At 48.2% G+C, this 13,582-nt stretch carries 12 protein-coding genes; 5 read left to right on the top strand and 7 right to left on the bottom strand.

The annotated features are described in order from the left end of the window. Positions 1-68: 68 nt before the first annotated feature. Genes G451_RS0122790 through G451_RS0122815 form a run of 6 tightly spaced genes read right to left on the bottom strand, consistent with a single transcriptional unit; the run spans position 69 to position 6,423 of the window. Positions 69-869 (bottom strand): polysaccharide deacetylase family protein, encoded by an 801-nt coding sequence (locus G451_RS0122790; RefSeq protein ID WP_027186056.1) that lies wholly within the window; start codon positions 867-869, stop codon positions 69-71. After that, positions 866-2,059, bottom strand: coding sequence for a glycosyltransferase family protein (locus G451_RS0122795; RefSeq protein WP_027186057.1), 1,194 nt, complete (start codon positions 2,057-2,059; stop codon positions 866-868). The genes G451_RS0122790 and G451_RS0122795 overlap by 4 nt, the downstream gene beginning before the upstream one ends. Continuing rightward, on the bottom strand, positions 2,056-2,670 hold the full coding sequence (locus tag G451_RS31210) for a histidine phosphatase family protein (RefSeq protein ID WP_034643741.1): 615 nt from the start codon (positions 2,668-2,670) through the stop codon (positions 2,056-2,058). The genes G451_RS0122795 and G451_RS31210 overlap by 4 nt, the downstream gene beginning before the upstream one ends. Before the next feature lie 48 nt (positions 2,671-2,718). Further along, positions 2,719-3,960 (bottom strand): glycosyltransferase family 4 protein, encoded by a 1,242-nt coding sequence (locus tag G451_RS31215; protein WP_084448733.1) that lies wholly within the window; start codon positions 3,958-3,960, stop codon positions 2,719-2,721. Positions 3,961-3,964: 4 nt separating this feature from the next. Then, positions 3,965-5,230 carry a glycosyltransferase gene (locus tag G451_RS31220; protein ID WP_051261812.1) on the bottom strand — a complete coding sequence of 422 codons (1,266 nt, stop codon included), beginning with the start codon at positions 5,228-5,230 and terminating at the stop codon, positions 3,965-3,967. After that, a complete protein-coding gene (locus tag G451_RS0122815; RefSeq protein ID WP_027186058.1) occupies positions 5,227-6,423 on the bottom strand; it encodes a glycosyltransferase family protein in 1,197 nt (398 codons plus the stop codon). Before G451_RS0122815 ends, G451_RS31220 begins: the two co-directional genes overlap by 4 nt. Before the next feature lie 231 nt (positions 6,424-6,654). Here G451_RS0122815 and G451_RS0122820 point away from each other — a divergent pair, with 231 nt between their 5' ends. Next, on the top strand, positions 6,655-7,062 hold the full coding sequence (locus G451_RS0122820; RefSeq protein ID WP_027186059.1) for a bacteriohemerythrin: 408 nt from the start codon (positions 6,655-6,657) through the stop codon (positions 7,060-7,062). A 21-nt stretch (positions 7,063-7,083) separates the two neighbouring features. Here the strand turns inward: G451_RS0122820 and G451_RS0122825 are convergent, their stop codons facing one another. Next, positions 7,084-8,577 (bottom strand): sigma-54-dependent transcriptional regulator, encoded by a 1,494-nt coding sequence (locus G451_RS0122825; RefSeq protein ID WP_027186060.1) that lies wholly within the window; start codon positions 8,575-8,577, stop codon positions 7,084-7,086. A 183-nt stretch (positions 8,578-8,760) separates the two neighbouring features. On the opposite strand from G451_RS0122825, the gene G451_RS31225 reads away from it, so the two are divergent. From G451_RS31225 to G451_RS0122845, 4 genes are all read left to right on the top strand, one after another. Further along, positions 8,761-9,708 carry a hypothetical protein gene (locus G451_RS31225; protein WP_051261813.1) on the top strand — a complete coding sequence of 316 codons (948 nt, stop codon included), beginning with the start codon at positions 8,761-8,763 and terminating at the stop codon, positions 9,706-9,708. 107 nt (positions 9,709-9,815) lie between these two features. After that, positions 9,816-10,385, top strand: a complete 570-nt coding sequence (locus G451_RS0122835) for a helix-turn-helix domain-containing protein (protein WP_027186061.1) — start codon at positions 9,816-9,818, stop codon at positions 10,383-10,385. An 18-nt stretch (positions 10,386-10,403) separates the two neighbouring features. Further along, positions 10,404-12,056 (top strand): AMP-binding protein, encoded by a 1,653-nt coding sequence (locus G451_RS0122840; RefSeq protein ID WP_027186062.1) that lies wholly within the window; start codon positions 10,404-10,406, stop codon positions 12,054-12,056. Between the two features lie 223 nt (positions 12,057-12,279). Continuing rightward, complete coding sequence (locus G451_RS0122845) at positions 12,280-13,581, top strand: radical SAM protein (RefSeq protein ID WP_051261814.1); 1,302 nt, start codon at positions 12,280-12,282, stop codon at positions 13,579-13,581. Position 13,582 lies beyond the last annotated feature (1 nt).

A 13,582-nucleotide genomic window follows, 5' to 3' on the forward strand; every position in this document is an offset into this window, starting at 1 on the left:
TACCTGACTTCGATTCATTTTGCCATAAAAAAGGCCCCCTGCTTCATCAACATCAAAAAAAGAAGCTCTCAGGCGAGAATTATATCCGCCAATGTAACAAAACAGAGCGAATGTCGTGATGTCAGTTGATCAAGTATCGCATCGAGAAAATCAAAAGCAACACTATTCATGCGGTGGTGGTGAAGCATTATGCCAAGGTACCCAGATGCAAGACCTGTCTCGATTTCATGAAGAATTTCGATTGCAGCATCTTTGGCATTGGGAGTTTTCCGTGTATGGAGGTCGACATTTACCGGAACGTCCGGAAGTGACAAAGGGGGCAGTGGCTTTGCATTCTGACTCCGCGAAACGGCACAGTAGCCATGGTCCGAGAGAGTCTCAAGCGTCTCTTCGTCCACGCGATTCCATGGCGGGGTAAAGAAAAGTCCGGCACGTTCCCCAAAAACACGTTGTATTATTTCCTGCCCTTTCATGATGTCCGCAGATTTGGCGGCAAGAGAGCGATCACTGCCAAATTCACTTTTCTTTCCAGCCTGTTGATGGTTGACATGGCGCCAGCCATGTTGATGCCAAAAACAGAGTTCAGGACTATCGGCAAAGAGTGCTTTGAGTTCGATTCCACTCGATTCATCTAACCATGCTGGAACGACAGCAGCGCACAAAGGAACATGGTGTCGAAGAAATATACTAGCCAATCGAGCGAACCCATCTTTGGGGGTCGAGACATCATCATCTCTGAAAAAAATATTGATTTCTCGTCCCGCTTCCTTGGCTTGGCTTAAACCAACATCAATGGTCTGGCCTAACCGCGTGACAAAATTGGCTGGAGGAGCATTCCATAGAGCCATAACCGGGTGAGAAACGCTCATACACGCCTCCGTATGAGTTCAGCCGTCGATTCAACAATATATTGTGCCGTTTGTTTGGCCCCGTCGAGGTTGATACTGGTTGGATCTGGACGAGAATCATTGAGTCGTGTGCCGATGGCTTGCGCCAAAGTGCGCGCATTAAGCTCCCCCTTGGGAAGAACAGTCAAAGGCCACATCGTTGCGAAACGCTCGGCACGAAATCGTTGTTCGCGATTTTGGTCAAAAGGCCAGACAACAGCAGGTACCCGAGCAGACAGAATATTCATCATGGTATTATACCCAGCCATACTCACACATACATCAGCCGCACAGAGGTATCCAAGAAAATCATCCGTGAAACGTTCAATATGTATACGTTTATGACCATGAACGCGATGGGTGAGTGCGTCATAGTGGGAATCATCAAGAAACGGACCGGTAAAGATGTGGAGAGAGACCGATGGATCGAAGGAAGGGTCAAGGAAGGCATCGACAACGGCCGACATAAGCGGGCCTCCCACTTTGCCACCGCCAGCACTGGCGACAACAAGCCCATCGTGCTCCCCCAAACCAAGAGCCGTGCGGATGCGGTTACGCGATGTGGGGTCAGCCTCTTTGGCGACGAAACCAGACGAGACAACGGGAATAGGAATATCATTACATCGAGAAAATGTTTGCCTCAGCGAAAAGACACGATCATCGGAATGAACAACAAGTGCGTCGAAGTAACGACCAAGTCGGTCAATAACGCGGCGTTCGAACTTAGCCTGATCAGTTTTTTCCACAAGAATATCACGCAGACTTGAAATGGCGACGCATGGGCCGAATCGATCTTCACGAATGGCTTCAAGAACGGGAAGCAATTCAAATTCAAAACGCTTTCGGCCAAATGGGTAGAGCTCAACAAGAAACACATCGGGGCGTTCCGATTCAAAGACGTTCCATAAAAGGCGCTTGCGCTCATCTTGCAACGCTTCAATGGAGAAGGAAGAATCCGTATCCGAATCGCTTGCACGGAGGGTTTTGAACTCTTCATCCATTTCAAGGGCAGGCAAGCGGACTTGACGAACGTGAGGCGGAAAGGAATATCCCACATCCGGTCCACCGGTAACAAAAATTACATCATGTCCAGATAACGCTTCGGCAACAGCCAAGCTTCGCATGAAGTGCCCCAAACCAAGAACATGTTGGCAGTAATGGACGATTTTCATTGGTGAACGTCTTCCTCAATTTTTTCATTGAGTGTGCATGGTTGAAGTGTTCCATGGGTACGCTTCAGTATATGAAGACAGCCTTTATTTAGCTTGGCTGATTGACCTGGAAGAAACGCTAAACCAAGAAGGCGATTGATCAGGCTTTTGATGACACTTTCATGGGTTACGACAAGAACGCGTTTCCCCATTTGGGCATCGTATTCAAGGAGTGACTTTTCGGCCCTGTCGGCAACCTGTCGGCGAGATTCGCCTTGAGGAGGGCAAAAATCAAATCCCTTCGCTTCTTCGTCGTGAAGCCCCGAAGTGGGATCATCACGGAGTGCGGCAATGGTTGCCCCCGTCCATTCCCCAAAATCTTGTTCGACCAGGCGTGGTTCAAAGCGAAGGGGGAGATTGAGTTCGGTATTGAGAAGATGTGCTGTTGCTTCGGCCCTTCCAAGAGGGCTTGCTAAGATGGCATCAAGGTGAAGCCGTGCCAGGGCGTGCCCCATTGCTATGGCCTGTTGCCTGCCTTCCTGCGTTAAAGGTGTATCATGCTGCCCTTGTAGTCGTTTGAGAGCATTCCATTGGGTGTGAGCATGACGCACCAAAAAAAATGAGACATCCACCTTGTCGTTCGTGAAAGGTATCATAGCGTTACGAAGAGAAAAGCAATGTTATTCCTGGTCATCGCGTAAGGCCTTGCGACGACGTCCGTATTGGCTTTCGTCATGGGAAGGTTGGGCCACACAATCGGATGATGGCGTTTCAAGTTGCGCATCCCGTTTGTTGAAGCGTGTCTGAATCATCGTATCGTCAATAGCGGCAAGCATTGTTTCCAATCGTTGATAATTCTTCGTCAAATCATGTTCCGTGCGAACATAGTGTTCTGCATTTTCCCCCATTTCGAGACGAAGGCGCCTATTATCCAATAACGCGGCGATAGCATGGCGAAAATCATGATCTGCGAATGGCTCTGTGAGAAAGCCGGTCTGTTTGTTGATGACGACTTCGGGGAGGCCATCGTTATCAAATGCGACAACAGGGAGACCGGAGGCTTGTGCTTCAAGATACACCATACCGAGAGACTCGTTGATGCCGGGAAAGACAAAGAGATCTGCCGCACTGTAATATGCAGACAGTTCGTTACGGGGAATTAATCCAAGAAAATGGGCTTTGCCGGGGAGGTGTTTGGCTGCAAGGAGTTCGAGTTCATTACGCGTTACGCCATCACCGGCAATGATAAGCTGAAAATCATATCCGGACTGGGCGAGTTCACCCAATCGGGCAATGACATATCGGAGGCCTTGCGTTTTGACATCCTTCCGAAACATGGCGGCGGCCATGATGACAGGACAGTTTCCCACGCCCCACTGTTTTCGAAGTCGGGATCTGGATTGTTCATCGAAACGAAATTGGTCGGGGATAATGCCAGGTCGAATGTATGTGACACGATCTTCGGGGAGGAGACGTATAAGGTTCTCATAATCCCGATGTTTATTCGTAAAGACATGAAAGGCGTGGAGGAGTGCGAATCGATTGAGTTGATATCCGAACCACGTTTTCCAACGTTTTGCACGTTTGGTCGAATACATTCCTTGAAAGATTATATAGGGAACTCCCGCCATCCAACTGGCCAGTGGACCAATGACATCAGGGGACTTGTAGTAGGTATGATACGTCATCCAAATGTCGGCGTGTGCGGCCTTTGCTAGCTTTTGGGCTTTGAATATTTCCACCGGGATACGCGGCCAAAGCCATGGTTTGCATACAATATTTCGTGCACGCAGCTGGCTCACCACGGAAACACAATGGCCATGCTCCCGGAGATGATCTACAAGTCCCCGTGCAATAATGAGATCCCCAGACGGAAGCGGGTGGTCCAAAGGTTTGAAGGGGGCATAAAAGGCAACACGCATGGTGTTATTCCGTCTCGCCTTCTTTTAGCGGCACAAGTTGAGTGTTCTTGGCAAAAATAGAGACAAGACCGGCAATAAGACGTGTGTTGTCAAAATGCACACTGACATTTTGCTTTGCATTTTCAATAATTCTTTTTCGCAATGGGATGTCGGTCAGCAGGCGTTGGAGGGCATGTGCCAAAGCATCAGGGTCGCGTTGCGAGACGAGGAGGCCGCTCACTTCGTCTTCAACAAGCTCCGGAATAGCCGAAACTCGTGTTGCGACAACAGGCAATCCCATGGCCATACTTTCCACCAAAACATTGGGGATGCCGTCTCGATCGCCATTTTCGAGTACCTGACAACCCAGAACAAACACATCGGATTCATCTAAGGCGGTCACGACATCTTCATGAGGACGCACACCACGCCAGTCAATCATGTCTTGAATTCCCAAGCGTGTGGCCAGTGTTTCGAGCATTTCCCGGTCTTCTCCGGTGCCGATAATGGTATATCGAAAATCAAGACCACCTTTATGAAGCTTCCCCAGAGCCTCGAAAACAGTAGCTAGTCCTTTTTTTGCCGTAAGCCGAGCGACGGAAATAATTCGTGCCGGGCTATGCGGCTGAGTTTTGTCATGCTGCGGGGTAAAAAGATGCAAATCAATACCATGATGGACCACATTGATATTATGGTGATTGGAGGCAATGGATTCGAGATAGGTTTTGTTGGCACCAGTACATGTCACCACAAATTGAGCCAGATCAATTTTCCGAGCGAGCTTTTCCGGATCTTGTGTGTACACATCTTTGGCATGTCCAGTAAAACTGAAAGGAATGTTGGCAAGTCGTGATCCAAAAAGCGCCACAGAGGTTGGTGAATGCGCAAAATGGGCGTGAAGATGGGTTATGCCGACCGTGCGGAGTTTGTTCACGAAATATCCAGCTTGCAAAAAATGTTTGAGCGTCGCTGATCGTCGTGTTTTCAGCCATTGTTTCACCATGAAGCCGGCTGTTTTGACATAACGACGAGGAGTTATGCAGAGCAAGCAGAGGTTGTGTACTGCCAGGCGATGAAGATGAGGAAGAATGCGATCGGGCAAGTAGGTGATGTCCGCCTTGATGCGTTGAACACTTCTATGGGTGAAGTTCTCGCGAGGCTCGCGCATTGAAATGATATGAATACGTATGCCGGCTTTTTCCAGCAAGTAAATCTCATTGGAAATAAATGTTTCCGAAATACGAGGATAGCCTTTGAGAACCATTCCGAGAACAGGCTGCACTGTTTTCATTGTCCGCCTTTGCGAAATGCTTCGATGCGGTCGCATATGATATCAAGTCCTCGAAATTGAAAGGACGAAAGTGCATCGGCATAAGGTTTGGGGTTGAAAAGGAGTTTATCGACCGCTGCTTTCAGCCGTCCCGGTTCCAGGTCTTGCCATGGAATAAAATCAAGCAAACCATGCTGTCCGAGCACTTCGGCGCGGATGCGTTGTTCTAATCGTGGTGTTTCACGGGGTATCACTAAAGATGGTTTGCGCTGGAAGAGGATTTCACAGGTGGTATTATATCCGCCCATACTGACAATAACATCGGCGAGACCCATGAGAATTTCCATACGACGAAAAAAATGATGAAAGCGCGCCCCGACGGCTTTTGCACGGGACGCAATATTTTCCCGTTCGATGCGTGGCATAAATGGTCCTGAAACCAGGATGGAGCGAAAACCAGGGCTCGGGTTGCTCTCGAGCATTTGGAGGTAGGCGTCCATCACAGGGAACCCATCACCGCCACCACCCGTCGTAACAAGCACCACTTTTTCTTTCTTGCAAAAGTGTTCTTCCTGTCGCACCGCTGCAACGTTGCCCCCTTTGGGCACAGTGCGAGGAATATATCCTGTAAAAACCATTTTACGAGCAATATGGTCAGGGATCTTATATTCGCGAATGGAGTCGTAGAGGTGTTGCTCTCCATAGACCCAAATTTCCGAGTAAAAGGAGTCGAGAACGTTGTAGATCCCTTTATCTTCCCAATCGTCAATAGTCGACTGAGCATCGTCCATAATGTCACGGAGCCCAAGAATGGTCTTCGTCTGTGGTTGACAGCGTTTCAACCATTTGAGCGTGGGAATAACTTCGCGCTTGAGGCCCATTGGTGCCTTATCAACGATGAAGAGGTGAGGATTGAAGGCTTTTGCCGTCGCAATAATAATATTACGCCTGATATTCAAAGCATGTTTGGCATTGATTTTAATGGAGAGAGGAAGATATTCTTCATTTGTCTTTTTAATCATGCCTGGAATACGGACGAAGTCGACGCCTTCAGGAACATTGAATCGGCCGACAAGTGGAGAACCCGTTAATATGAGGATGTTCACCCCTTTGCGCCGAAGCTGTGAGGCAATCGCCATGGTTCGACGAATATGGCCCAAGCCGTAGGTATCATGGGAGTACATGAGAATATTATATGTGTTTCCCTGGGCCATAGATATTCCAAATTTTTTTAAAATTCAGTGTGTTAAAGTTGTTTTTCCTGCTCGCGCGCGCATCGGGTTGTAGCGTTTCTGTTTCACCCTGTCCACACGAGCAAAGGAAAAGATGGTCAAACCATAAAACGAACTTGACGGCAGGCCTATAATAAGTAACGACTTGTAAGTATAGAGTTCTTTTGTGAGCAGTAAAATATATCGAGCACACTTTGAACGAAGGAGAAAGAAATGCCCTTCATTTCCTGGGATCCGGAATTGAGTGTCGGTGTTCATGAAATCGATGAGCAACATAAGACGCTGTTGAATATGATTAATCAACTCCATGAGGGCATGCGGTCGGGGAAAAGTAAAGAGCAACTGGCGAAAACCTTTGTTGGACTCAAAAAATACGTCAAGATGCATTTTTCGACAGAAGAACGATTAATGGAAAAAAATAGATTCTCGGGTTTGTCCAGCCACCGTACTCAACACAACAAATTCATTGAAAAAATTCTTGATTTTGAAATGGAATTCGAACAAGGACGCACCCTTCTATCGATGGAACTCGTTCAGTTTCTTCGTAATTGGTATTTAAGTCATGTTAAAGGAGTCGATCAACAATACGCCAACTTCTTCAAAGAAAAAGGCATCGCTTGAGCCGAAACGACAACAATGCGCTTATGGAATATCAACACCGAGTTTGCGGTATTCACTCAGTTTATTGCGTAAAGTCCGAACCGAAATACCAAGAAGTTGAGCGGCCTGTGTACGATTTCCTGCAGTTTGTTTGAGACCACGTAAAATCATGTGTCGCTCCATAACTTCAAGCGGCAAGACATCAAGGATGGGACTGTTCTGAGCAGAGTCGTCCGATGGACTTTCGCCATTATCACCCTCTGCATTCTCAGCGTTCTGTGATGTTTCAGCATCACGATGCAGACGATCAGCTGTATCTTCGGAGGATTCCGGCTCGTCTTCTTCAAATTCGGGCCAAGAGTCGGAATCCAAGAGGAAGTGGGCTTTTTGAATTGGACCAGTTCCAGCTAACAACACCGCACGTTCCATGAGATTCTGCAATTCCCGGACATTGCCTGGCCAGTCATATTCCATAAGCCAACTACGGGCTTCGTCTGAAAACTCAAGCGTGTTGATCTCGTACGTTTCGCAATAATTATTTACAAAATATGCGGCAAGGTGGACGATATCTTCTCCACGATCACGAAGCGGTGGCAACTTCAAAGGAATGACATTCAGTCGGTAAAAAAGATCCTGACGAAATTTTCCTTCCCCGACATATTGATCGAGAAACCGGTTGGTTGTTGCCAACACGCGCACATCGACTTTGACCGTTTCGACACCACCAACGCGGTCAAACTCACCTTCCTGCAACACGCGTAAGAGTTTCGCCTGAAGTCCGAGATCCATCTCGGATATTTCATCAAGGAGAATTGTGCCAGTATGAGCGAGTTCAAATTTTCCAAGTTTCCGAGCTATAGCTCCGGTAAACGCTCCTCTTTCATGCCCGAAAAGTTCGCTTTCAAGAAGGTGTTCAGGCAAGGCCGCGCAGTTGAGAGCAATAAACGGTTTCCCCAATCTATCACTGTGCGCGTGCAAGTACTTGGCGAACATTTCCTTCCCTGTTCCCGATTCTCCCGAAATCAACACCGTTGCTTTGGATTTCGCGACTTGCCTGGCCAGTTGTAATACACGCCGTATAGCGGGGTGACTTCCAATAATAGCGACGTGTCCTGGAGAAGTCGTTGCCTTCACAGTTGTTGGTTTAACAACAGGCTCTTCTGGAACAGGAGCTTCAGAATTTGGAAAAAGAGGAATAACTGCTTTGATTTTTTCCCAAGTGAGCGGCGCAAGCCAGTAATCTTTTGCTCCAAGAGCGAGAAATTGCTGAGCTTCCGTTGCCGAACCACGTTCTGAAAAAACAACGATAGGAGGAAAAGTAGGATCAGCCTCGGCCTCTTCAAGAAGCTGCTTAGCAGAGTATGCTCCGATTCGGGCCTGCGTAAAGACGATCACTGGGTGTGATTTTTTTACAAAGGCCAAGGCGCCTGCCACGTTTTCCGCAATACCTGCCTCCAATCCGGCTTCTTTGAAGGAAGGAAAAAGCGACGTGACGGAGTGAGCAGGGGAGACAAACAGGATTGATTTTTCCGTCATGGGAGACCTATTAGCTCCAAGTCAAAGACATTTCAATGTCTGCCTGGGTGGTTTTTCTCATTTTTAGGCATCTTTCTTGCGTGATAAATATTGCCAGGAGTTCTCATCTACATAAAGTCCGACAAACTCTCCCTAAAAAGGGCATAACCGAACATAACATACTTCAAAAAGGTGAACAAAAATATGACAACCACCATTATTGAAACAATTATGGCCCAGACGACGACCGATATGTTCAGCCATATTGTCACGCATCCTGACGGCAGAGTCAATTTTGTCGTGCCTACCGGAAAAATGGAGGTTCAAACGCCGGTGGGCTCTCTGACCCCACAGTACCAAACAAACGACACCCGGCGACGCAAGGTGGAACCGCTGTCTTTTCATGACAACGGAATGATCAAGTTTATAAACCTCGAAACAAAAACACGTATTGCGTCGCCTGTTGGAGAGTTTGAGGTTGAAGCTGTGACTTTTTATTCGGATGGTTCCATTCGGCGTCTTTTTCCTGTTAACGGAAGGTTGAGCGGGTTCTGGTCGTGGCGTGACGAGTGTGCGTTGGCTCCCGTCAATACCGTGAAGGCTCCATGGGGAACGGTGGCAACAAAATGCATATCCATTCAACTGTATCCCGGTGGAAATTTGCGTTCACTGACGCTTTGGCCGGAACAAACCGTGACTGTACCGACACCTGTTGGTGAAATGGGTATGCGTATAGGACTTGCGCTGTATCCGGACGGAGCGATGAGGTCAATAGAGCCAGCTCGTCCCTTTGTGATTGATACTCCGGTTGGACCCATAGAAGCATTTGATCCGGACCCTGAAGGAATTAGCGGAGACATCAACTCACTTGGATTCACGGCGACCGGTCAAATTTCGACAGTATCGACGCCGTCAACACGAGTGATCGTGACCGAGCCATCCGGCTCTCAGTCAGTTTTTTCTCCACAACAAGCTCTGAATTTATGTGATGAATCCGACGAAGATACTAAGCCACTGCGGCTGACATTTGATGACGAAGCGGTGATTATTGAAGGAAATTCCATAGCACGTTTTTTACTTGACGAGTCACGCTTTCATACGGAACAGTTATCGGCCCCGAAACCGATCCTGTTCCCTTGTGCTCAGGAGTAAGGAGCTTACGTCCAGGGGGGGCAGTAGGCTCCGAGTACGGATTCGGGTGAAGTCCCGGCATGCCGCCCGGGAACGAACGCCAACCGTATTGAAGTGAGGATGTAGGTATGAGCGCGGACAAAATTGGCAACCGTATTCGACGTATCCGAGAACAAAAAAACATCACTTTGGAAGAGCTTTCCAGTCGGTGTGAACTCGAAATCGAGTTTCTGCGGTCGCTTGAAGAGGAGAACATGTCCACGGCTTTGGGCCCACTGCTCAAAATTGCCCGTGCGTTAAGCTGCCGACTTGGTACGTTTTTGGATGATGCGGTATCGCAGGATCCTCTCATCGTTCGCCTGTCTGAACGGGAAGAATCGTTGACCATGGCAGATCCGGCCACGTCATCGACGAGTATGCGCTATTACTCGTTGGGAAAAGGGAAAACCGATCGTCACATGGAGCCGTTTTACATTGAGATTGAGCCTGAAACGTCCAAAGAAAAACCCTTAGCGTCACACCAGGGTGAAGAATTCATCCTGGTGCAATCGGGTCATGTCGAGCTCCTGTATGGGAAATCTGTGTACACGCTCGGCCCTGGAGACTCGATGTATTACAACTCTGTTGTCCCGCATTATCTCGGGGCAACGTCTGAGGGGCCGGCTTCCATTTATGCTGTCCTGTATTTCCCATCCTAAAGACGTACGGTGAACATCATGGACAGATCAAATCTTCGAGAAGTCACCCTGGGGCAAATTCTTGATGAAATCGTGGCCGCCTATCCGGATAACGACGCCGTGGTATACGTGGATCGCGATTTTCGTCTCACCTATCGTGAGTTCGGTCAGTTGGTCGATCGCATGGCCAAAGGATTGATGGCGCTTGGTATCCAAAAAGGGGAGAAAGTCGCCGTTTGGGCAACAAATGTGCCCTATTGGGTTGCCTTGCAATTCGCTACGGCCAAAATTGGGGCCATCTTGCTGACGGTCAACACCTTCTATAAGACCTCGGAACTTGACTACCTTCTGAAGCAGTCAGAAACCGAAAATCTCATGCTTATTGATGGATTTCGCGATACTGACTACGTTTTGACGGTGTATGAGCTTATTCCGGAACTGCGCGATATGCCGCGAAAGTTTTTCAAGAGTGAGCGATATCCCCACCTGAAACGTGCGTTTTTTCTCGGACAAGAGAAGCACCGCGGCATGTACTCCATGCCGGAGGTACTTGCTCTTGCTGAGATGGTATCAGACGAAGAATACCTGGAACGGCAAAAAACGTTGAAACCGCATGATGTCGTGAATATGCAGTACACCTCGGGAACGACCGGTTTTCCTAAGGGCGTTATGCTGACACATTACAATGTGGGAAATAACGGTTTTTGGATTGGAGAAAACCAGAAATTTACGCACAAAGATCGTTTGTGCCTCCCGGTTCCTCTGTTCCACTGCTTTGGGTGTGTTTTGGGAGTTATGGCGGCAATTACGCACGGATCAACCCTGGTTATTCTTGAGTCGTTTGATCCGGTCATGGTCATGACGTCAATTGAGCGGGAACGGTGTACCGCCGTCTACGGGGTACCGACCATGTTCATTGCCATTCTTGAACATGCGTTGTTTCCGAAGTTCGACTTCTCGACCATGCGCACGGGAATTATGGCCGGATCTCCTTGTCCGGTGCGGGTTATGCAGCAGGTCATTGATCAGATGAATATGACGGATATTACTATCTGTTATGGATTGACCGAAGCATCGCCCGTTATGACGCAAAGCCGAACAGATGACGACATCAAACTTCGTACGGAAACCGTGGGACGTGCCATGCCCGAAATCGAAGTACGTATTGTCGACCCCGAAACGAATCAAGAAGTTGCTCCCGGAGTACAGGGTGAGGTGTGCTGTCGGGGATACAATGTCATGAAAGGCTATTACAATAACCCCGAAGCAACGGCTACGGCGATAGACAGTGAAAATTGGCTCCACTCGGGCGATTTGGGTGTCATGGATGAAAATGGTTATGTCACCATTACGGGACGCCTCAAAGATATGATCATCCGTGGCGGAGAAAACATCTATCCGCGTGAAGTGGAAGAATTCCTGTACACGATGGAAGGGGTTTCCGATGTTCAAGTCGTAGGCGTGAAGAGTCGCAAGTACGGCGAAGAAGTCGGTGCGTTTATTATTCTGAAACCCAATGTGGAATATGCTCCCGAAGATATTATAGACTTCTGCCGAGGGCAAATTTCCCGTTTTAAGATTCCAAAATACATCGCCTTTGTCGACGCGTTTCCCATGACGGCAAGTGGCAAAATCCAGAAATACATACTGCGTGAAATGGCCGAAGAACTTTTCCCGGAAGCCATGCAGTAATAACGCGTATTGAAAAGTACGCTAACCCCTGAATTCTACGGCAAGAGGAAATTTTCTTCTTGCCGTTTTCATTTTGGTTAAAAGGCTTTGTGGTGTGACATTCCTATGACAATTGGTCTTTCACCTTGATTTTTTGGAAATTCATCAGGACAACGTGAGCCAGTCCCGATGACGCTCTGTGCGTATTCGGCCCTGTGTCAAACCTTATCTGGATGAACACTGCATGCTTACACAACTTTTTTCTTCATCGGATTCACGCCGATCGGTATTTTCTACCAAAACATTAGCTTCCTTGGCCAAAGGGAGAATCCCCGGACAAGTTGTGGTTCAATATACGGACCACTGCAATGCGAGTTGTGCACAATGCGCAATGCGTGTGAGTAATGATTTTCCTCGAACGAAATTGGATGTCGATCAGGTCCGACGTCTCCTTGATGCGATGGCCGAACGAAATGTTCAGGCAGTCTCGTTTACCGGAGGAGAACCATTGCTTTATCTGGATGAGATTGTCAGCCTGATCAACCATGCTGCTCAGGTCGGTATTCAATATATCCGCACGGGAACAAATGGATTTCTCTTTCGGGGATCAAATCCCGACGACTTTGAAAAGAAAATTCATGGCATTGCCGAAAAGTTGGCCGCCACGTCGATCAATACGTTCTGGGTCAGTGTTGATTCGGCAGATCCGGAGACGCACGAAACAAACCGTGGATTACGCGGCATTGTCCGCAACCTGGAACGTGGACTCTCCATTTTTCGTGAATATGGATTATATCCTTCAGCCAATCTGGGCATTAATCGATTAACCGGGGGACCGAAACCAATCGTATGTCGCCGCCCGGATGGGTCGCTTGATGCAGACCGCTTTCGACAGGAATTTACCAACGCTTTCGCTCGGTTTTATGAATTTGTCGAAGGGCTTGGCTTTACCATTGTCAATGCATGCTATCCTATGAGCCTTGATGCTGATGAAGCGGGTCAAAACGCCGTGTACGCAGCAACATCCGAGGATGATTTCATTCGGTTCAGTGCCGAGGAAAAGCCATTGCTCTTTCAAGCGCTTATGGACACCGTACCGACATTTCGAGACCGTTTGCGAGTGTTCACGCCAAGAAGCTCATTGCTTTCTCTGATTCGTCAATATCAAGGACAGTCGGAAGAGTGCTATGGTTGCCGCGGTGGAATTGATTTCTTTTTTATCGATTCGAAAGACATGAACACATACCCCTGTGGATATCGGGGGGGAGAAAATTTAGGGAAGTTTTGGGATCTCGATCTTCACAGCCGGGATACGTCAATGCGATGCCTTGAGTGTGATTGGGAGTGCTTTCGTGATCCTTCGGAGTTGATCGGCCCGTTGCTTGATCTCCGAACTCAACCCTTCCAGCTCGCCAAACGATGCTTTTCCGATAAAACATTTTTTACAACATGGCTTGAGGACGTACGCTATTATCGAGCGTGTGGGTACTTTAATGCCCGTACAGCGCCTGACTATGCCGCGTTAGCTCGGTTCCGTCGAGTATAGT

The sequence above is a fragment of the Desulfovibrio inopinatus DSM 10711 genome, from assembly GCF_000429305.1.
GTDB lineage: Bacteria > Desulfobacterota > Desulfovibrionia > Desulfovibrionales > Desulfovibrionaceae > Alteridesulfovibrio > Alteridesulfovibrio inopinatus.

Bases quoted from the DNA above. Each gene is read 5' to 3' on its own strand.
- G451_RS0122790 (WP_027186056.1), bottom strand. From the start codon at position 869: ATGAGCGTTTCTCACCCGGTTATGGCTCTATGGAATGCTCCTCCAGCC.
- G451_RS0122795 (WP_027186057.1), bottom strand. From the start codon at position 2,059: ATGAAAATCGTCCATTACTGCCAACATGTTCTTGGTTTGGGGCACTTC.
- G451_RS31215 (WP_084448733.1), bottom strand. From the start codon at position 3,960: ATGCGTGTTGCCTTTTATGCCCCCTTCAAACCTTTGGACCACCCGCTT.
- G451_RS31220 (WP_051261812.1), bottom strand. From the start codon at position 5,230: ATGAAAACAGTGCAGCCTGTTCTCGGAATGGTTCTCAAAGGCTATCCT.
- G451_RS0122815 (WP_027186058.1), bottom strand. From the start codon at position 6,423: ATGGCCCAGGGAAACACATATAATATTCTCATGTACTCCCATGATACC.
- G451_RS0122820 (WP_027186059.1), top strand. From the start codon at position 6,655: ATGCCCTTCATTTCCTGGGATCCGGAATTGAGTGTCGGTGTTCATGAA.
- G451_RS0122825 (WP_027186060.1), bottom strand. From the start codon at position 8,577: ATGACGGAAAAATCAATCCTGTTTGTCTCCCCTGCTCACTCCGTCACG.
- G451_RS31225 (WP_051261813.1), top strand. From the start codon at position 8,761: ATGACAACCACCATTATTGAAACAATTATGGCCCAGACGACGACCGAT.
- G451_RS0122835 (WP_027186061.1), top strand. From the start codon at position 9,816: ATGAGCGCGGACAAAATTGGCAACCGTATTCGACGTATCCGAGAACAA.
- G451_RS0122840 (WP_027186062.1), top strand. From the start codon at position 10,404: ATGGACAGATCAAATCTTCGAGAAGTCACCCTGGGGCAAATTCTTGAT.
- G451_RS0122845 (WP_051261814.1), top strand. From the start codon at position 12,280: ATGCTTACACAACTTTTTTCTTCATCGGATTCACGCCGATCGGTATTT.